Annotated in this window: 12 protein-coding genes; 6 read left to right on the top strand and 6 right to left on the bottom strand. The window is 50.9% G+C overall.

Annotated features, from left to right (window positions below; all coding sequences use genetic code 11):
- Nucleotides 1-265: 265 nt before the first annotated feature.
- Entirely contained in the window at nt 266-1,135 is an 870-nt protein-coding gene (gene hslO, locus ACO6UX_RS17575) for an Hsp33 family molecular chaperone HslO (RefSeq protein ID WP_422449685.1), read from the bottom strand.
- A 396-nt stretch (nt 1,136-1,531) separates the two neighbouring features.
- Nucleotides 1,532-2,842 (bottom strand): TolC family outer membrane protein, encoded by a 1,311-nt coding sequence (locus ACO6UX_RS17570; RefSeq protein ID WP_422449684.1) that lies wholly within the window; start codon nt 2,840-2,842, stop codon nt 1,532-1,534.
- A 260-nt stretch (nt 2,843-3,102) separates the two neighbouring features.
- On the opposite strand from ACO6UX_RS17570, the gene pilG reads away from it, so the two are divergent.
- The 6 genes from pilG to ACO6UX_RS17540 all read left to right on the top strand — a co-directional run bounded on the left by pilG (nt 3,103) and on the right by ACO6UX_RS17540 (nt 13,794).
- Nucleotides 3,103-3,501, top strand: coding sequence for a twitching motility response regulator PilG (gene pilG / locus ACO6UX_RS17565; protein WP_101745268.1), 399 nt, complete (start codon nt 3,103-3,105; stop codon nt 3,499-3,501).
- A 128-nt stretch (nt 3,502-3,629) separates the two neighbouring features.
- Nucleotides 3,630-4,004, top strand: a complete 375-nt coding sequence (pilH, locus tag ACO6UX_RS17560; protein ID WP_101745267.1) for a twitching motility response regulator PilH — start codon at nt 3,630-3,632, stop codon at nt 4,002-4,004.
- A gap of 98 nt (nt 4,005-4,102) precedes the next feature.
- Nucleotides 4,103-4,660 (top strand): chemotaxis protein CheW, encoded by a 558-nt coding sequence (locus tag ACO6UX_RS17555; protein ID WP_422449683.1) that lies wholly within the window; start codon nt 4,103-4,105, stop codon nt 4,658-4,660.
- Between the two features lie 133 nt (nt 4,661-4,793).
- On the top strand, nt 4,794-6,770 hold the full coding sequence (locus ACO6UX_RS17550) for a methyl-accepting chemotaxis protein (RefSeq protein WP_422450537.1): 1,977 nt from the start codon (nt 4,794-4,796) through the stop codon (nt 6,768-6,770).
- Between the two features lie 129 nt (nt 6,771-6,899).
- Entirely contained in the window at nt 6,900-13,259 is a 6,360-nt protein-coding gene (locus tag ACO6UX_RS17545; RefSeq protein WP_422449682.1) for an Hpt domain-containing protein, read from the top strand.
- Nucleotides 13,260-13,326: 67 nt separating this feature from the next.
- Complete coding sequence (locus ACO6UX_RS17540; protein ID WP_422449681.1) at nt 13,327-13,794, top strand: chemotaxis protein CheW; 468 nt, start codon at nt 13,327-13,329, stop codon at nt 13,792-13,794.
- Between the two features lie 127 nt (nt 13,795-13,921).
- Here ACO6UX_RS17540 and ACO6UX_RS17535 read toward each other — a convergent pair whose 3' ends face one another.
- The 4 genes from ACO6UX_RS17535 to ACO6UX_RS17520 form a co-directional block, all read right to left on the bottom strand.
- On the bottom strand, nt 13,922-15,220 hold the full coding sequence (locus ACO6UX_RS17535) for a hypothetical protein (RefSeq protein WP_422449680.1): 1,299 nt from the start codon (nt 15,218-15,220) through the stop codon (nt 13,922-13,924).
- Nucleotides 15,221-15,495: 275 nt separating this feature from the next.
- Nucleotides 15,496-16,455 (bottom strand): FAD:protein FMN transferase, encoded by a 960-nt coding sequence (locus tag ACO6UX_RS17530; protein ID WP_422449679.1) that lies wholly within the window; start codon nt 16,453-16,455, stop codon nt 15,496-15,498.
- A 71-nt stretch (nt 16,456-16,526) separates the two neighbouring features.
- Nucleotides 16,527-19,541 (bottom strand): flavocytochrome c, encoded by a 3,015-nt coding sequence (locus tag ACO6UX_RS17525; protein WP_422449678.1) that lies wholly within the window; start codon nt 19,539-19,541, stop codon nt 16,527-16,529.
- Between the two features lie 463 nt (nt 19,542-20,004).
- Nucleotides 20,005-20,730 carry a 16S rRNA (uracil(1498)-N(3))-methyltransferase gene (locus tag ACO6UX_RS17520; RefSeq protein ID WP_422449677.1) on the bottom strand — a complete coding sequence of 242 codons (726 nt, stop codon included), beginning with the start codon at nt 20,728-20,730 and terminating at the stop codon, nt 20,005-20,007.
- Nucleotides 20,731-20,752 lie beyond the last annotated feature (22 nt).

The raw sequence follows: 20,752 nt of genomic DNA, 5'->3' as shown, positions 1-20,752 counted from the left end.
TTGTGACGTGCTATGATAGGGTATTGGATCTATTATTGAAATATAACTCTGGAATTACAGGTTATAGACCCCCTCATCACGCCTCTTGGTTAATTGAGTCTGGTAAAAACGTTAAACCTTTGTCGGCTTAAAAGTATTGCCCCGAGTCAAATTTATCATCAGTCACTGGAAGAAAATACAGACGAATACTGTCGCCTTTTACTCTGACTGGCCAGAAATTCAATGGAATTCCTGACCGGATCGGAAGGAGAGGAATCAGAAAACTTCAGTGAAGTTGTGGTTTTTCGTTAAAGATTGAATCGATGTCATCTTTACCAAAGACATATTGGTGATTGCAGAACTGGCAGTCCATCGCCACCTGACCTTCTTCTTCAATAATTGACTCAATTTCTTTGCGATCCAGAGTGCTGATGATTTTTGCACTTCTTTCCTGAGAACAGGTGCAGACGAAACGAACAGGCTCCTTGTCAAAAATACGGACAGTTTCTTCATGAAACAGTCTGACCAGCAGTGTTTCATGATCCAGCTCCAGCAGCTCAGCATCTTGAGTGGTTTCAGCAAGAGCCGTCATGCGCTGCCAGGATTCAGCGCGAATGTCCTCGGAAAGCTCAACACTGGCGGGCAGAGCCTGCAACAGAAAACCGCCACAGGTTTGGCCATCACAGGCCAGCCACAGGCGAGTCTGCAACTGCACAGATTGCGTAAAATAGTCTTCAAGACTGGCTGACAGCGTTTCCTTTTCCAGGGGAACAATGCCCTGGTAACGCTTACCTTTGACCGGGTCCACGGTAATCAACAGGCTTGCCTTGCCCAGAAGCTCCTGAAGCGTTCCCTCAGAAAGATCATCCTTGAATTGTGCAACCGCTCTGAACGACCGCTGGTCGGTACATTCCACCATAAGCAAAGTCAATGGCCCGTCACCTCTGGCCTGAAGGGTAAGCAGCCCCTCAAATTTCAGTGTTGTACTCAACAGAAGGGCAGAGGCCACCAACTCCCCCAGCAGGCGTCTGACCACCTCGGGATAATTATGGGCAGCCAGGGCATCAACATAACTGTGGTTAAGGGAAACAATTTCACCGCGAATATCGGTATTTTCAAAGATAAAGCGTTGTACTGCATTATCAGTTCTGCTCATGGGCAACATTCCGTTTCGGGCTTATCAGAAAACTGACGACAGCATAATAAGATGTTAACCAACTACTTAACTACCGACCAAGCACAGGCAAGCCACTGATTTACTAAAACACATAAAATTGGAAGCGGCGTATTATATTACGATTCAGACAAAAACACTTCGCCCTGTTTATAGCTTCTCTTTCTAAATCGTTGTTTGGGTATAATCGAAGGGTGTCAGATTGACCGGGGAAAGGACATATCATAAAGGTCAGGTGTTCATAAAACAGTGTCTACATCACCCCATTTCACACCACAGCGGAAGCATGGGCAGCTGATCCAGCCCAAACGCCATAGGTGTCGACACTCGCAATAATCCTCCTGTAGAAGGCTGACCGATTAGAAAATACGACGTTTTCTAACCATCCAGATGCCAGCTTTTCGGGATAGAAAATTCCACATTTTCCAGTAGCCTGCCCACCGCCGCCAGAACACGATAACGGGCATAGGTTTCCTGATAGATGGCAGACGTTAAACTGTTGCTGGACTGAAATAATTCATTTTCGCTGTCCAGCAAGTCCAGCAGTGTCCGCTTACCAATATTAAATTGCTCCCGGTATGCCGCAACCGTATCCCGGCTGGCATCTTCATGAAGCAATAAATACTCACGTTGTGCGCCAATAAACTGCAGAGCCGCCCAGCTGATACGCATTGTTTCTTCGACATTTCTCATGACCCTGGCTTTCTCGGAGCGTCGCTCTTCTGCCTGATGGGCGCTTTCCAGCAAGCGAGCCTGATCAGCGCCGCCCCGGAATAAGTTGTAACGAAGCCGCACCATGGCAACCGTATCACCATAATCACCCAGCTGGCCATCGGCATTGCGCCTCCAGCTTTGGTCTAACTCAGCATCCAGTGATGGCAGATAACTGCTTTTACGGGAAGAGTATGCGTGTTCCGATGATTCAACATCCATTTCAGCAGCTTTGACATTGGGGTGATCCTGCCTGCTGTTTTTAATGGCATTTTGCAAATCTTCTGGCAAATCAAGATGTGCAAAGCCGGGAAACTCCAAATCACCGGGACTGTGCCCGACCAGGGCACGGTACTCACTTTCAGCATCCATCAGATTATTTCTGGCACTGATGAGATTGGCATTTGCTCTTGCCCGCCGCCCCTCTACCTGAATCAAATCAGAGCTTCGGGCCACCCCCTGACGGGCACGACGCTCAATCTGATCAAAAATTTCGTGATGAATGTCCAGGTTTTCTTCTGCCAGTTCCACCAAGTCACGACGCTCAAGCACTTTGAGATAGACATTGATAACCTGCAGGGCCAGATCTTCCAGTGTAGAGTAGAGTCGCCAGTGCTCCGCCTCAGCACCTTTACGGGCACCCTTCACGTTGTACCAGGTATTAAAACCGGCAAAGAGGTTCTGTTTCAGAGAAAATGAAGCTTCCTTGCGGGTGAGCTTGTCCCCATCGGTATCTGGACTGGTATCCTTTTGCTGTCTGCCGATACCGGCCGCAAGATCAATCGTTGGCCAGAAATCGGCAGCGACTGCATCGATATTTTTTCTCTCAGCCTTCAGGCGGCTAAGAGCGACTTTTGCCTGAGGGTGTGAACGCAGAGCCTGGCCCAGAGCTTCTTCCAGAGATTCAGCTGAGACGTCAGCATTCCATCCAAGCAGGCCAGAAAACACGCTGATCAGCAGAAATTGAAAACGGTTCATGGAGGTCCCTGTCTCTTTCGCACGGAGATTTATTATCTAGATACATCGCCATGAACCGTCGGGACTTTACAGTTGGTTGGAAAAATCGTGACTTGTAACCATTACGTTTCTGGTCAGCAATGACCAACTTATGATAAAAAAGGATATTAAACGGTCCAGATATCCGGTTAAAACAGAATTAAGCCATTGGGAACGGACCAACAAGAAAAGAATGGCAGCGAACCATTGTCGCTTCTTCTGCGGATTGCCAGGGGTAAAACATGCAAGGTAGCGGAACAGACCTCAAGGTCATGATCATCGATGACAGCAAGACGATTCGTCGTACAGCTGAAACACTTCTGACCAAGGCGGGTTGCCAGGTGGTTACCGCCACCGATGGCTTTGACGCCTTGGCAAAAATCGCCGAGTCCGAACCGGACATCATCTTTGTCGATATCATGATGCCTCGTCTGGACGGCTATCAAACCTGTGCGCTGATTAAAAATAACAACGCATTTAAACAGATTCCCGTCATCATGCTCTCCAGTAAGGACGGTCTCTTCGACCGTGCCAGAGGACGAATTGCCGGTTCAGATTACTACCTGACCAAGCCATTCAGCCGTGATGAACTGTTCACAACGATTCGGGAACACTGCCCTGACTATGCTCTGGCCGTTTAAACGTACGTGAATGGGAAACCCCTGACGACGTCTCTGTCAATGAGACCCGGAAGGGTTCAGAAAATAAATAAAAGCAAGTAACCAAGTTTGGTGCGGCCCTTATTCAGGCCAAAACACCCGGGGGATTTATGGCTAAGGTATTAATTGTTGACGACTCACCAACCGAACTGTACCAGCTGAGCGCAATGCTCGAGAAACATGGTCATACCGTAATGACGGCTGACAACGGTGCCGATGGTGTCGCCCTCTGCCGGGCAGAGCAGCCTGATGCGGTATTAATGGATATCGTCATGCCGGGCCTGAACGGCTTTCAAGCCACCCGACAACTCTCTAAAGATGGTAGCACTGGACACATTCCGGTCATTATTGTCACCACCAAAGATCAGGAAACGGATCGCGTCTGGGGCATGCGACAGGGAGCCAGAAACTATCTGACCAAGCCCATTAAGGAAACCCTGCTTCTGGAAACGCTGAACGAAGTCCTGAGTGATGCTGCGGCCTGAATCAGGCCCGGCTACTCCGAAAAACCCTTTCGGACACGAGGGCTATCCCGCATTCGTCACGGTCAATTGTCAAGGGAACAATGAAGGAAAGGAGTACTATGAGCAACTCCAGTCATCCGTTCGACTATCTGGAGACACTTGAGCAAAGTGCTTCCCTGTACAGTGCTCAAATCCCGATAGAGCAAACTGATCTGAGCTACTGGAAGGGTGTCAGCTTTGTGCTGGACGGCCAGCATTATATGGTTCAGGTTGGTTCAATATCTGAGATTCTTCCCGTTCCCCAGACAACGCCATTGCCCGGTGTGCAACGATGGGTCAGGGGATTAGCGAATGTCCGGGGACGTCTGATACCCGTCGTCAGCCTGGGCGACTTTCTGAAAAGTAACCAGGCCAGTTATGTTTCCAGTCAACCCAATCACAACAACCGGATACTTGTTATCGAGAAGAAAGACATTTCCGTTGGCCTTATCGTTGATGAAGTAAAAGGTATGCAGCAGTTTACCGTCGGCAGCCACGCAGATGAGATACCGGCATCCATTCCGGAAAATATTCATCCATTTACCCAGGGCTCCTATGTCAAAGATCAACGCTATGTCGTATTCAGTGTTGAGGGACTCGTTACCAACGAGCGTTTTCTAAAAGCCGCCAGCGAATAAACAGGATTTTGATTTCACGTCAGAAATCGGGGAATAAACCATGAAAGGCAATCAAGCGAATACGGGACAGGGAAGCAAGGCTAACAGAGCCACGATCGCTTCGATCACCATGCTGGTGCTGTCCCTGTCAGTAATGACAGGTGCATTTATCTATAATGACCAGCAGTCCCAGCTGCTGCACACCCATGAAACCAATGCCAGTGAGCTTCGGGTCCTTTCCCAGCAGATTGCCAAAAACGCCTCAGAAGCGGCCTCCGGTAAAGAAGAAGCCTTTCCGCTGCTGAAAGAAGCAACAGCGATGTTTGGCCAATATATTGATGAGCTGAACCGTGCCAGCCTTTCTGTTATTCCCTTTATTGACACATCCAGCAGTGCTACTGCCCAGCAAATTGAAGCCCTGGATTCTTCATGGTCTGAAATGAAGGTAGAAGCCGACAGTATTCTTGCGGCACAAGACACCGTACTGTCTCTGCATGAAGTTGCTACCACACTGAGTGAAACCATTCCCCAACTGCAAATTGAATACGACGAGGTGGTAGAAATCCTTCTGGATAATAATGCGCCCTCTGACCAGATTGCCATGGCTCAGCGCCAGCCCTGGCTGGCAGAGCGTATTATCCGGAGTGTTGCCAAGGTTCTGGAAGGTGGCGAAGACTCCATCATGGCGGCTGACAGCTTTGGCCGTGATGCCAAGCTCTTCGGTCGGGTACTGCAGGGTATGCTGGAAGGTAACCTTGCCATGCGCATCAGTCAGGTGACCGATGATGAGGCCGTTGACCGTCTTATGGAGATCTCTGACCTGTTTGAATTCGTCGATGGCAGTGTTGATGAGATTCTGGAAACCTCTCCTGAGCTGTTCCAGGTACGCGCCGCCTCCGACACTATCTTCACCGATTCACAACAACTGCTGCAGCAAACATCGGTGCTGGCAGATACCCTGTCCACGTCCACTATTGAACAGAAGGCACTGGAGCTGGCCATCATGGCTTCCGGAGGCCTTTCCCTGCTGTTTATCCTGCTCACCGCCATGTCCATCATTATGGATACCCGCCGTCGTCTGGAAGAAACCAAAACCCAGAGCGAGGCGACCAGAGCCCAGAACGCTGCTAACCAGCAGGCCATTCTGCGACTTCTGGATGAAATGGCGGATCTGGCAGACGGTGACTTGACGGTTAAAGCCAGTGTTACCGAAGACTTTACCGGTGCCATTGCCGACTCCATTAACTTCTCCATTGAACAACTGCGCGCCCTGGTTAACACCATCAACCAGACGGCCGTCAAGGTTGACGCAGCCGCCCAGGAAACACAGGCAACCGCCCGACTGCTGGCCGAAGCTTCCGACCACCAGGCCCAGGAAATCGGCGCTACAACCCAGTCCGTGAACCAGATGGCCGAGTCCATTGATAAAGTCTCCAGCGGAGCCTCCGACTCCGCAGATGTGGCCGAGCGCTCGGTACAGATCGCGGCTAACGGTGGGTTGGTGGTACGAAATACCATCGATGGCATGACCACTATCCGTGAACAGATTCAGGATACCTCCAAGCGTATTAAACGACTGGGTGAGTCCTCTCAGGAAATCGGTGACATTATCTCACTGATCAACGAGATCGCCGACCAGACCAACATTCTGTCCCTGAACGCCGCTATCCAGGCGTCCATGGCCGGCGAAGCCGGCCGGGGCTTTGCCGTGGTTGCCGACGAGGTGCAACGTCTGGCAGAACGGGTATCGGCAGCCACCAAACAGGTCGAAGCGCTGGTATCAACCATCCAGACTGACACCAACGAAGCGGTCATTTCCATGGAACAGACCACCTCTGAAGTGGTACACGGTGCCCGTCTGGCGCAGGATGCCGGTGTGGCACTGGAAGAGATCGAGCAGGTGTCCAACAGCCTGTCAGGCCTGATTCGGAACATTTCTGAAACCGCAAAAGTCCAGGCACAGTCAGCCTCACAGATCTCCAGCCGCATGGTGGCCATCCGGGATATTTCGATTCAAACCTCCTCAGGTACCAAGGCAACCGCTCAATCCATCGGTGATCTGGCCGGTATGGCCATGGAGATGCGTCAGTCGGTTACGGGTTTCAAACTGCCTGAAACCTCAGAGTCCTGACACTGACTCTGCAAGAGACGAGAGTATGACAACAAGCATAATGCCCGCCGCTCGGGCGCTCTTGTTAAACAGAGCGTTAAAAAGAGCGCATACGACAGCGGGAATGGTAGCTGGAAACGGGAGCCAGGCATGGTCGAACAGCGTGAATACATAGGTCTGGACTGGGTTATCGGAGAGATTGAAGGCACCCTCACTGAAGCCCGTCAGGACCTTGAACAGTATGCTGATTCCACAGATGAGGCTGTGTTTCTGGAGAATTGTCGTACCAAAATCCAGCAAATTCACAGCACGCTGAAGATATTGAAACAGAAGGGAGCCCGGTTACTGACCCGGGAAATTCTGCTGTTATTAGATAGCCTGAATGAGACTCCGGCGAATAACAGTCAGCAACGGCTGGTGGTACTGATTCAGGCCATGCTTCAGCTGCCAGGCTATCTTGTCCATACCTCCAGATCTGGCAGGGATACCCCCAGCCTGCTGAAGCACCTGCTCAATGAAATGCGCCAATTACGCGGGCAGCGGGCGCTGTCTGATATTGATTTTTTTGCCCCGGCCATCGTTCACACCATTGCACCAATCCCGGAAGCACAGCTGAACAAGCTGCAGGCCAGCGGCTTTGCCGTTCTGGTACGGAAAATACGGCAGAAATATCAGCTGTGTCTTGCCGGCATTCTCAGGGACAGCCAGCGGGACCAGCAACTGACGGTCATCAGTAAAATATTTGCCAAGCTGCAAAACCTTTGCTGGGACTCGCCAATATCCCCGCTATGGGATGCCTGCACCGCATTCTCCGAGGGCCTCAAGGAAGGCTCTATTGCCATAGACAGTCACGCCATAAGAATCCTTCGTGAAATGGACAATCAGTTCAAGTGTCTGGCCAGTGAGGAAGCCAAACGCCTGAACACCCCGCCCTCGGAAGAGATACTGAGAGGGATTCTTTATCGGATCGCCAAAGCAAACAGTGATCATGCGCTTATCCTCTCTCTGAAGCGACGATACTCTCTGGACCAGGCCCTGGAGGCAGAGCCGCAGGATGCCAGGCTGCTCAACATTGATGCAGCAACATCGGTGGTGAAAGCCATCAAGGAAGAGCTCACTCATATCAAAGACGCTCTGGATCTCTACCTGCTGAACCCCGGGGACAATCAATCCAGGCTTCGGGATCAACTGGCCACCTGCCAGCAAATCTCTGACACATTAGGCATGCTTGGCCTCGAATCGTTGCAGAAAATCATGCACAGAGAGCATCAACATCTGCAGATGATTCTTACTGGTGACCACTCACCCGAAAAAGTGAACGACACCCTGATCAATACGGCGGCCCGGTTGCTTGAAGTGGAGTCCGGACTGAACCAGTTCATGGGCCTCAACCGATCGGTAACCGGCCAGAGTTCTGTATCAGCACAGATAAACGATATTCACCAGAAAGTAATTTATGAAGCCCGGAACAACCTGAAAGAGGCCAAAGGCGCTGTGGAGGGCTATCTGGGCAGTGATTATAATCCGGAGTTCCTGGTCAAGTTATTACCCCTGATGAAAAGCATCCAGGGCAGTCTTGCCATGATTCCTCTGGACCGTGTTGCTGAGTTAATCAGTCGCTGTTCAAGGCATATTCAACAGCAATGGCTGGACAAAAACCTCAAGCCCGGCCTCGATGAGCTGGATGCAATGGCCGATAGTTTGTCCAGCATTGAATACTATCTGGAACAGTTGAGTGGTGGGGCTTCTGCCTACGTCGAAAAAACGCTGGATATTACCCGGAAAAGTATTGATCGGCTTGAGTCATTCGTTACCGTCACAAAAGCAGAACCTGCGGTGCCAGCCATTTCATCCACCCCGAAACCTGAAGCCAAAGCTAACCCGTTCGCTGCCCACCTGCTTTCCGATGAAGAGAGAGCGGCCCAGGAGGAACAAGCGGCTGACAATGACGTTATTGAGTTTCACTATGAAAAGCCTCTGCCGTCAGCTACCGGAGCGGTTGCTGCCAGTGAAAAAGAAGCAGACTACGGCCCAACCATAGAGTTCTCAACCGACAGTCTGAGCCCCTCCCAGGCAGTTACCGGGAAACAGGACACGACCGACTCCAACTCGATCAATATAGTCCACAGGGAGAACCTGATTCCGGCAGCGGCGTCTATTGAAAGCCCGCTAACAGTGAGTGATGAGCTGGCACAGACGATTGATTTTTCGGCGAATGAAGAAAATCTGTCGGACCTGGAAAGCGGCTCTTCTGAAGAAACGTTCTCACTTTCTGAGGTTTTGACCTCTTCACCAGATAGTACCTTAACCACATATAACACCCCGGGCAGCGATGACATCACCGGGGATCTGACACCGTCACACCACTCTTCCCCAAAGGACACTCTCTCTAAAGAAGACACGCTCTCTAAAGAAGACACCTTCAGCCTGTCAATGGATGAAGATGATGACGACGACCTCCATGAAGTTTTCGTCGAAGAAGCGACAGAAGTTCAGCAACAGCTCAAAGCGCTATTGCCACAATGGCGCAGTAATATCCATGATGCAGCCACCACCAATGAGATCAGAAGAGCCTTTCATACATTAAAGGGCAGCGGCCGCATGATCGGTGCTGACGTTATCGGTGAGCTGGCATGGTCATTGGAAAACATGCTGAACAACGTGGTCAAAGGCACGATTAAAGCGTCTGAGCCAATAGCTGAGTTACTCCATGAAGTCATCGCTATGCTGCCTGAACTGGTGAATGATTTTGCCAGGGACAGTCAACAGCTAACACCGGAAGTTCTGCTGTGCATGGAAAAAGCAGATGCCCTGGGGAAAGGAAACCACTTTGTCGTTGATAGTGAGGAGCTGGTAGAGCCTGAGCAGCAAGAACCGGCCATGATGTTTGGCAACATTATCGAGGACAATGCCGAAGAAGCCCTGCATAGCGACGTTGATGAGCTGGATAATGAACTGACAGAGCCTCCGAAAACTGAGGCAATCAGTAACGTTGCAATTGAAGAGCAAACCGTTGAGCTGGATAGCGGGTATGACCAACAGTTACTGGCCATTTTTGATACAGAAGCCAGAAGCCATCTCAGTGTCGTCAAAGAGTTCATCGCCAGTAGCTATCAAATGGGTGGCGATATCCAGATTACAGATTCTGTCCAGCGGGCACTGCACACCCTGAAAGGCAGTGCCTTTATGGCAGAGATTACCCCCCTTGCCGAGCTGGTTGCCGCTATTGAAAAGACCATCAAGGAATTCCGGGCACACCTGGTGCCTGCTGATAGCCAAGTCATCAGCATGCTTGAACAAGGGGTAGACCTGATTGAGGATGCACTGCGACAATTGCAAACCAACTCCCACCCTCTGGAACTAAAAGTTGATAGCTTTCTTAACTGGCTTGGTGCGCTTCATAACCAACTACTCAGCAACAGCTTGCATGATGAGTCTGCCCCGGTGCCTGCACCAGTAAAGCAGCCAACAGGCCAACAGGCAGCACTTTTCCTGGCCAGCGACCTTGACCTGTTACTGGATGCCAGCAGCCATCTGAAATCATGGGTTAACGGCACGCCCCACGAGGAGCTTGACCGGTTCAAGTTTGAACTGAAAGTGCTTGCTGAGAATGCCAATGAAGCAGATTTGTCGGCTATCACAGAGCTCTGTGATGTGTTACATGATGTCTGCACTTATCTGGAGACCCATGAGACCCGCCTTCCCCAACAGTTACTGCCGCCATTTACAGACGGCTTCGAAGCCCTGGTTGAAATGATGAACCAGGTGGCTTCACAGCAAACGCCGGAATCCCCACACGCAATTTTCAGCGCTCTGCGTGAAGCACTGGAGTCTTTGCTGTTTGAGCAGGCATTAAGTCAGGCAGACCCAGACCTGACGTTCGAAGAAGACCACGAGGATCATGACTTTGATGCCCTGCTTGATTTTGATGCCGAGACAGAGGCAGCAGAAGACATCGACTTATCGTTCACTGAAGATAATCGTTTCAAACCGATAGCCCAGCCGTCCTGGAGTGCTTCAGTCACGGCAGAAGGCACCTCTTTTGCTCCGTACAGCAATGGGTCAGAGCCCGAGCCGGAGTTGCATAAGCTGTTTATCGAGGAGGCTTATGAGCTGCTCGAAGACTCAGCCCAGTCTCTGGAAACATGGCTGGGCAATACCAGCGATTTACAACCGGTTCATGAGCTTCAACGATGCCTGCACACCCTGAAAGGGGGAGCAATGATGGCAGAACTTCATGAGCTTGGAGAACTGAGCCATGGGCTGGAAGATATCTATGAATCCATTGCCAATGGCAGCTGTGAGCCTGAAATCGCCCCTCTGGCGCTGATTCAGAAAACTCACGACACCATAGAGACAACACTGAAAAACCCTGGCAACGGGCAGCCATCCCCTGACGTACAGCGCATGCTGGAAGAGCTCAGGCAATGGCAGCATAGACTGAACACCAGCCACTCAACCGCTGAAGAGCCTGACACTCTTCCTGACTACCTGGGGCAGGCTGCGCCAGCCAAACCTCTCGCCGGGACCTTTGATGAAGATACATGGGTCAATAACCTGTCAGAACTGCCAGCACCTGAACTACCGAAGCCGATGCCCGGTCAGGTACCGGAACCCGTTTCTACCATCCGGGTAGTGCCCCAGACCACTGCCGATGGGTCAGAGACAACGCTTCAGTCATCACTCAGTGAAATGGTCCGCATTCCCCCGGAACTTCTGGAAACCCTGATCAATCTTGCCGGGGAAACCAGCATCAGCCGCTCCCGCATTGAGCAGCAGACGACAGATGCCTCCAGAACCCTGGAAGAGATGAATCGAACCATTCTGCGGGTTCGGGAACAGTTGCGGCGACTCGATATCGAAACGCAGAGCCAGATCATCTCCCGGCACCAGGGCGATCTTGGTGATAACCCTGATTTTGATCCACTGGAAATGGACCAGTACTCAGAACTGTCACAGCTCTCTCACTCACTGGTGGAGTCCGCCTCTGACCTTATGGATCTGCGGGAGGCCCTGCAGGAAAAATCCCGGGATACAGAAACGCTGCTCCAGCAACAGTCCAGAACCCAGATTGAGCTCCAGGAGCAGCTGATGACAGCCCGGATGGTATCGTTCAGCCGACTGGTTCCCAGGCTGCGCAAGATTGTCCGTCAGGTGTCTGATGACCTGAACAAGCCCGTCGAGCTTGTGGTCAGTAATGCTGAAGGTGAGATGGACCGAACCATGCTTGAGCGCATGCTTGCTCCGCTGGGTCACATGCTCCGAAATGCCATTGGTCACGGCATCGAAGATTCATCGGCAGAAAGACAGAATTCAGGCAAACCTGAAGTGGGCCAGATTGCCTTATCGATCCGACGCGATGGTGCCGACGTGGTGGTTGAGTTGTCCGACGATGGTCGTGGCATCGATATTGAAGCCGTAAAAGCCAAAGCGATTGAACAGCAACTGATCAGTCCTGACGAACCGGTAACGGATCAGGAAGCCATCGAACTGATCATGAAGTCCGGATTCAGTACCGCAAGCGAGGTGACCCACCTTTCTGGCCGCGGTGTCGGGATGGATGTTGTGAATAACTCGGTTCGCCAAATGGGCGGCAGTATACAGGTTAAGTCTGAGGCCGGGCTCGGCACACAATTCTCTCTCAGATTGCCATTTACCCTGTCCATTAACCGGGCGTTGATGGTGGAAGTAGGCAGCTGCCTGTACGCACTGCCGATGCATGCCATTGATGGTATCTCCATGGTGTCAGCAAACATGCTGGCCGATTGCTACCAAAACAGAGCGCCACTCATCTATGGCAATGGTACCGAGCACCAGCTGATCTACATGGGCGCTCTTCTCGGTACTGGCAGCCCCAAAATAAGTGACGGCCAGTGTCCGGTAGTCATGGTGCAAAGAGGCAGTGAGAATATAGCGGTTCAGGTTGATGCTATCGTGGGTAGCCGGGAAATCATTACCAAGAGTCTGGGCATTCAGTTCTCCGGTCTTGCCGGGGTAAATGGTGCAACCATTCTTGGTGATGGTCGGGTTGTGGTCATCCTTGATCCGGCGGCACTCTACCGCAAACATCAGCTGGTCATTCAGGAAGCCAAACCTGATGCCGTGGAAAGGCATGAACCGGACAGCAGTGATCAGGCGATCAAAGTGCTGGTGGTGGATGACTCGGTGACCGTAAGAAAAGTCACCAGTCGTCTGCTAACCCGTCAGGGATACGAGGTGATCTCGGCACGGGATGGTGTGGAAGCCATGACCCGTCTCGCCGAGCAGAAGCCAGACATTATGCTGCTGGATATCGAAATGCCCCGTATGGATGGTTTTGAGGTGGCCAGCGCGGTCAGGAATGACCCTGGGCTTCAGGACCTGCCGATTATCATGATCACCTCCAGAACCGGTGAGAAACATCGCCACCGGGCCTTAAGCCTGGGTGTCAATGAGTACATAGGCAAGCCTTTCCAGGAAGGGCCATTACTCGAAGCGATTGAAAAACTGATTGAAGTTGAGACAGCGTGATAACAGGGCTTCCCGGGAAGCCCTGCCCTTCACAACAACCGCACAGTAGCAGAAAGAAGAGGAAACCATGTCCCACAAGCCCATTTCGTCCGTGCTGATCCCCATGCAGCAGCGCCCCCTGCTGATACCTTCAGTATGCATCGCCGGTATTCAGGACTACAGTCGGCCGGAAGCCAATTACCCGGAAACCGAATGGCTGCTGGGTGATCTTGACTGGCGGGGCACAAAGATCCCGGTGGTTTCCTTTGAAAGACTGAACCAGGGACGATTTGCCGAGTTCTCTGCCACCAATCGTATTGCCATTATGCATCGCACCAGCAAAAACGATAGCCTGCCATTCTATGCCATGGTGGTGCAGGGGATTCCACAGCCATTAACACTGGTACGGGAAGAAGTACGGAATTCAGCCGAGGAAAAAGGCCCCATGGAGAAATATCGGATTATTATGAGAGACGTTCCTGCTTCAATTCCGGATCTTTCTCTTGTGGAACAGAAATTGACATCCTCCAGCGATTTAGCTGGTGGAGGTTGTTAATGAAACGAAAAAGCCAAACCATTACCTATTTGCCAGTTACTTATCCACAATTTGGTGACGAAAACTGTTCGCAATTTGATAGTAAGGCCATTCGTTTAATAATCAGTTCCCCGGTCCTGTAACTTATCTACCGAACTGCATCACGAACGTTGAGATAAAGGCGGACAGGATCAAAAGTTCTTTTTAACCGATTTAAAACACCAGATGTTAGTGATGTTTTTGCTATAAAATTCAAATTGCTATCTTTTATAGTGGTTTTGTATATCTGAAATAATTCAGATCCCAAATTGGCTTCCTGCTTGATTGTTGCACCATACCATTTTGGTGCCAACAACCTGTGCTTCACGCTAACGTTAAGTTTTGCTTCCAGAACCTGTTGGCAAAAAGCTTCCGTACTGTGAGCTTTGCCTTTAAGAAAAGCACTGTAGAGACCCGGCCTCAATGGCCATTCAACTTGATTAGCTGTTATCAGATTCTCTTTGATATGAACGCTGAGATTACTGGCTAAAACTAATTTACAAAAAACCTTAACACACTCACTGTGGTTTTTTTCCATGGCTTCGTGCAAAGCGGGCGCTCGATAATCTGGCCCGTCTAACCCTTCAATAGGAGATAAATCAATAGCCATTAGCTGTTCTTCTTTCCAGCAATCAGAGTTATTTGTTGATAGTATCCATTCGCAATAGGTGCGGGCAAGGTCAGCTTGGCCATTTCTCATAGCCAGAAGAAGACCTGGCGTGTTGTTTAAAAGGGCTTGGGGTGCCAACAGTTTCTGCTTCATTTCAACGTTCAGGTTACTGCATTGTACCTGATCGAGAAAGGCACTGATGCAGTCGGTATGACCTTTTTTGAGCGCTATGTAGAGACCGGGAATACCAGCAGGGTTTTTGGCTTCCAGCAGTGTTTGCTTTACCCACTCATCGCGGGGGCTGCCCAGTATTTGCTGACAATACTGGATGACAAGTTGAGCATTGCCAGCCTGGAAAGCATCAAACAGACGGGAAGAAGCCTCACAATCACTATTGTTGAGCACGGGCAAAGACTGATTCTTGCCAACTGACTGATTGGTTAATGCCACTGCATTTGCAAACGGGCCATTTACCGCAGTATTACTACCATTAGCTGAAGGACTCACTTCGGCTATCCCGATCTGAGGTGCAGTACCTTCAGGCACAATTGCCACTTTATTGGTAATTAATCTGCTGACATTTTTCTGGTCCAACCGGGGAAAACCCGGTTCACCCAGCTGAGGTTTGAATAATTCAGTTTGATTAACAAAAGCTCTGGTAATTTTGTCGGTTTGGATTTGCGTTACTTCATACAAACCCTGGAAAACATGACTGGCAGATGTATCATCCGGACGTGGGCTTTCAGGATTATAATTAATACCTGCACTGGGATTATTGTCATTATTAACTGCAAACATACAAATTATTTCTCTAACTGGTTATGGCGATTCAGGCAATCCTGTGCATGAATAAATTATCATAGTGCAATATTTATTCTTCGCAAACGATTCAATAATCCCAAAAATTTTCAGGTGGTTTTTAATTCAACAGTTAATATTCCTTCTGTTTTAAATCGGATACTTTTTCGGCAACGTGTGTTTAAACCGTCATGGTTGCTGGCGGGATTCCCGCAGCCAGTGCTTCTCATACCGCAGACATGAACTGGAGCAGGACTGGCTGGTAGATGGTCTATTCACCGCAAAGCAATATAACGACCATGGTCAACCAGTCCATCGGTCATCTTAACGGTGCCATCCTTTGCCACAACAACGGCTTCGATAAATGCCTGTTGACATAAATAGTGCAACGCATCATCCGCCGAGGATAAAAAGCCGGCAGTACTCCAGATTTCACCATCAACGGAGTGTTTGGAAATAATGGTCAGACTGGCAATATCCGTGGCAATGGGCATACCGGTTTGTGCATCCAGCAGATGGTGGTAACGCTGACCATTGACATCAAAATAGCGTTCGTTGATGCCAGAGGTGACCATGGAAGCATCGTTCAGTGGCAGCGCACGAATAATGGCACCCCGCTCTGCCAGAGGGTTTTGAATACCCACATTCCAGGCCCGGTTGGCATTGGTGGGGGAGTGACCGATGGTGACCACATTGCCCCCAAGACTGATAAAGCCATGGTCAACACCGGCGTTGACCAGCGCTTGTTTGACCTGATCGGCAAAATAGCCTTTCGCGATGGCCCCCAGGTCGATCTCCATACCGGGTTGACGCAAAAATACCGTTCTCTCCTGCTCGTTCAGGACAATGTTATCGGGATCAACCAACGCCAACCGTGCCGATATCTCCGCCGCTGAGGGCAGTCTGGCATCCCGAAAGCCGATGCGCCAGAGCTTGACCAGAGGGCCAATAGCAATATTGAAGGGATTGTGCCTGTCCTTACTTACCGCCTTGGCGACGTTGATCAGGTGAAAAAGATCAGACTCAACCGCGATGGGTGCGATACCCGCATTTTGGTTGATCGCCATCAGCTCACTATCTGGTTGATTGACAGCAGGCTGATTGACCGTGAACCGCTGGGCGTATTGGGAAAGTTGGTGATAGGCCGCTTTGAGCAGCTGCTCACCATTTTGATGATAAACGACCAGATCAATCAATGTTCCCATCATCTGGAATCTGGTCTGGTACTTTTGCATGAAATAGTTCGCTGCTAAAAAGCCCGCCCCGCCACTTGGCAGGGCAGGCTTTTGGTTGTCGCCGCTACACCTTAAACAAGGTCCGCCGCACTTTCACCAGCAATACGGCCAAACGTGAAGATATCGATCAGGGCGTTACCACCCAGACGGTTACCGGCATGGATACCGCCAGTGACTTCACCCGCTGCGTACAGGCCAGGAATAACGTTACCATCCTTACCAATCACTCGTGTGCTGGTATCGATCTTCAAGCCACCCATGGTGTGGTGAATAGAAGGCTGACGTGGTGTGGCGTAGAACGGTCCGTGCTCCACCTTCAAGCCGAACGCACTCTTGTTGAATTCAGGATCGTGGCCCTGCTCAACACATGTGTTGTACTGCTTGATGGTTTGCACAAATTCCGCCTGTGGCACACCAATCTTGTCGGCCAGTTCTTCCAGCGTATCCGCTTCCAGGATGATGCCTTCGCTGATTTCACGGGCGATGGTTTCATCGGAGGTGTTGGCCGCTGTTTTGCGAATCTCGGCATCGGCAATCATGTAAACAGTACCACCGTTGTCGAAGAAAGAGTCGGCCAACTTGTCACGGGTACCGCACTCATCAACAAAACGCTTGCCCTTCTGGTTAACGAAGACAAAGTTCTCCGGTGGTACAATCAGGCCAGTCAGCAGAGCACCGGACTTCGGATCACCGATTGGCATCAGCTGGGCAAAGCCCATTCCCACCAGCTCGGCACCGACTTTTTCACCCATTTCGATACCATCACCCACCAGCGCAGGGGAGTTGGTGGTTTTGATATCGTCAGCAATATTTTTCCAATAGGTGTTGTACTTCTTGATCATCTGGGTATTGGCACCAAAGCCGCCAGAAGTCATGACCAAACCGTGGCTCGCTTTTACAATCAGATCATTACCGTTGGCCTGGATCGCCTTGACACCCACAACCTTGCCATCTTCAACGATCAGGTCAGTAGCCCGGGTATCGGTGATGATGCGACCATTCTGTTCCAGAATGCGCTTTTGCAGCTTATCAACAAACTCAACACCTTTTGGACGCTTTGGCTTGTGGGCACGACGCCACAGGGCACCAACAGCGATATCCACCAGGCCACGCTCAAACTCGATGCCTTTCTCGCTCAGCCAGTCAATGGACTCCATGGAGCGGGAAGTCAGCTGCTTGACCAGATCGTATTGACCATAGATGGTTTCGCCATTCAGGTCGGTACGCTTACCGCCCAGGTAGGTCTGGATGCGGTGCAGTTCAACCGAGTCGAACAGGTATTTGTTGCCATGGTCGTGCTGGTTGAAGTAATCATCCAACTGTGACTTCAGGGTACGGAAATCGTCCAGATATTCGCCGACGAACTCAGACTCTGGAGTCTCAGCCAGGGCCATCAGGGTCTCTTTTTCACCCGCCAGTGCCGCGAAATCAACCTGCCACGCGGGCTCAGCAGCGTTAACCCAACCGCCGGTACGAACCGTGTTACCACCGATGGCCGGGAACTTCTCCAGCAGGATAACTGACTTGCCTTTGTCCAGGGCTGTCAGTGCCGCACTCAAACCGGCACCGCCACCACCGATCACCACCACATCGGCGCTCTCTTCGATGGTTTGCGCGATCCACTCAACTGCCTTACGCGCTTTCACACGCAGAGCCTCGGAGTGACCACCGGCCAGATCAACCGCATTGGAAACACCGTCGATTACCGCCTGACTACTGACGGTTGCGCCGGAGATCACGTCAATATTGAGCGTCTGCTCATCAACGATCTGCTGTGGAATACGCTCAAAGGCCGGGTTGGCGATACCGTCTGACTCTCTGGAAGAGTCCACCACAATCTCAAGAATCTCATCTTCAGAGAAGGTTACCGTCACCGGCAGGTCACCATTGTGGCCACGGCCATAAGCGGTATAAGTTCCTGGCTGGAAACGGATCTCAATACCTTGCAGCTCTTTGATGCGCTGATGTTTTTCCGCTTCTGCCGCACTGTCGACAATCATGTAATCCATGATGTCCCACAGCGGCGTCGGGATCAGCAGGGCTTCCTGCTGAGCGATATCGGCGAACTCGGCGCAGGTCTCATTGTTCAGAGCCTTGGTTGCCCAGGTAGGTTCAACCAGGTAGCCCTTGCCCACGGCCACCATATCATAACCCTGGGCCAGTGCTTTTTGTGCATCGGCAGTCTGGGCAATACCACCCACACCGATCACCGGTACGCTGGCCACCGCCTCAGACTGCAGCTGACGATACTTGTTGATCAGTGGCTCTTTGTCTTCCGGGTTTACGATGGAGTTACGTGCCCAGCTGCCCATAGAGAAGTGGAAATAGTCCAGGCCTTCTGTCGCCAGTTTATCCAACAGGAACATGGTATCTTCAAAGCGGATACCCGGCTCTTCGATCTCTTCAGGTGAGAAGCGATAACCGACAATGAAATCAGCCTTGTTATGAGACTGTGCCACCTGCTTGGTTTTGGCCAGAACAGCCAGCGGGAATGTGGTGCGCTTTTCAATATCGCCACCCCACCGGTCATTTCTGCGGTTGGAGTGTGGCGAGAAAAACTGCTGGATCAGGTAAGTGTTGGCACCGTGGATTTCAACACCATCAAAACCGGCGATAATGGCACGGTTCACGGCATTGCCGAACAACTCGATCATCTCTTCGATTTGCTCTTCGGTCATCTCCAGCGGGGTTTCCGCATTATCACGCAGCGCAGCGACAGGGCTGGCCGAGATCGGTTTATGGCCACCATTAAACTCAGGCGTTGCCATACGACCGGCGTGGTAGATTTGCAGAATAGCTTTTGAGCCTCTGGCCTTGATGGCATCCGCCAGTTGCTTCAGACCAGCAATTTTGCCGTCAGTATCGATACCCAGTGCGCCGGGGAAAGCTCTGCCGTAATTTTCCACAAAAGCACTTTCGACAATTACAGCACCCGCATCGCCAGAGCGAGCGGCGTAATAGGTAATCATCTGCTGGGTGACGCCGCCATCAAAAAAGGCGGATTGAATCGTCATCGGAGCCATCACGATACGATTCTTGAACTTGTTACCTGATTGAAACAGAACTTCGTCGATCAAATGAGCCATCAAGACTTCCTTATTTCAACCCAATGACCTTACAAACGTTTGCTCACTGGGCTGACTGTTTATGGAATAAATACTTTTGTTAAGACCAGTATCAAGACAAGGGCTCAATATTAAGCCCAGCGAAAAATCATCGGCATTTTTTCACACCATCAACTTTGCATGTATAGTGATAAACACCCATATATCCCATCGAGTTGCATGAAGTTTTGCTATAAAAATGGTTTTGGGGCACTAATTTAGGCGATGCCGAAGACAGCTGCTGAAACAGGACCAAACAGGGGATAGCTGGAGGTTTCTGATAAGGTGGGCACTGATCTTTTTCGGTAATAAGAAAGTCAGTAGCAGAGAGAAGTGGGTTAGTTGCGTCAACCCTTCTATTCTGATCCTGAAAACGGCCCGGACACCGACCAATAGTGTGAAGAATCACAGAATAACCGTTATGGCAGCACCGGGCGACAAACATTCAGTAGTCTCCCCAGAGGTACTGCATCAGCGAAATCGCCACTACCGGTGCAGTTTCCGTTCTCAGCACACGGGGGCCTAAGGCCAGCGGGTTAAAGCGGTGGCCCTCAGCCAACTCAATTTCCTGAGCGGTTAATCCACCCTCAGGGCCAATCAACAGAGATACCGATTCCGGCCGGGCAAAACCACTGAGTTTCTCTCTGGTTCGATGATGCAGCACAAAGTTCAATTCAGTCGCCCGGGTGGTGAGCCAGTCTTCCAGCTTAACGGGCGTATGTATGGTCGGTACGATGTTACGGCCACACTGTTCACAGGCACTGATAGCCACCTGTTGCCAGTGTTTGACCCGTTTATCCAAACGTTCTGCATTCAGCTTCACCTCACAACGCTCACTCCATAATGGGGTAATGGCGGTAACACCCGCCTCCGTTGCCTTCTGAATGGCATAATCCATACGCTCACCTCGGCTGAGTGTCTGACCCAGCTCGATAGTCAGGGGGGACTGGGCATCACCCTCGATAAACGACTCAAGATAAACGGTAACCGACTTTTTACTAACGCTCTCTACGGTTCCCTGCCAGGCTCCCCCTTGACCATTAAACAGCACCAGGGGCTCTGCGGGTCTCATGCGCAAAACACGGCCAACATGATTGGCGGCATTTTCAAAAAGTTCGATGGAGCTGTCAGCCTGAAGCGGCTGCGCTGAATAAATACGCGGGTTTCTCATGGAGGGGCACTGGGTTGAGAGT

It is taken from the genome of Endozoicomonas sp. ALB091 (assembly GCF_049310265.1).
GTDB lineage: Bacteria > Pseudomonadota > Gammaproteobacteria > Pseudomonadales > Endozoicomonadaceae > Endozoicomonas.
This window is presented reverse-complemented; position numbering and strand designations above follow the sequence as displayed.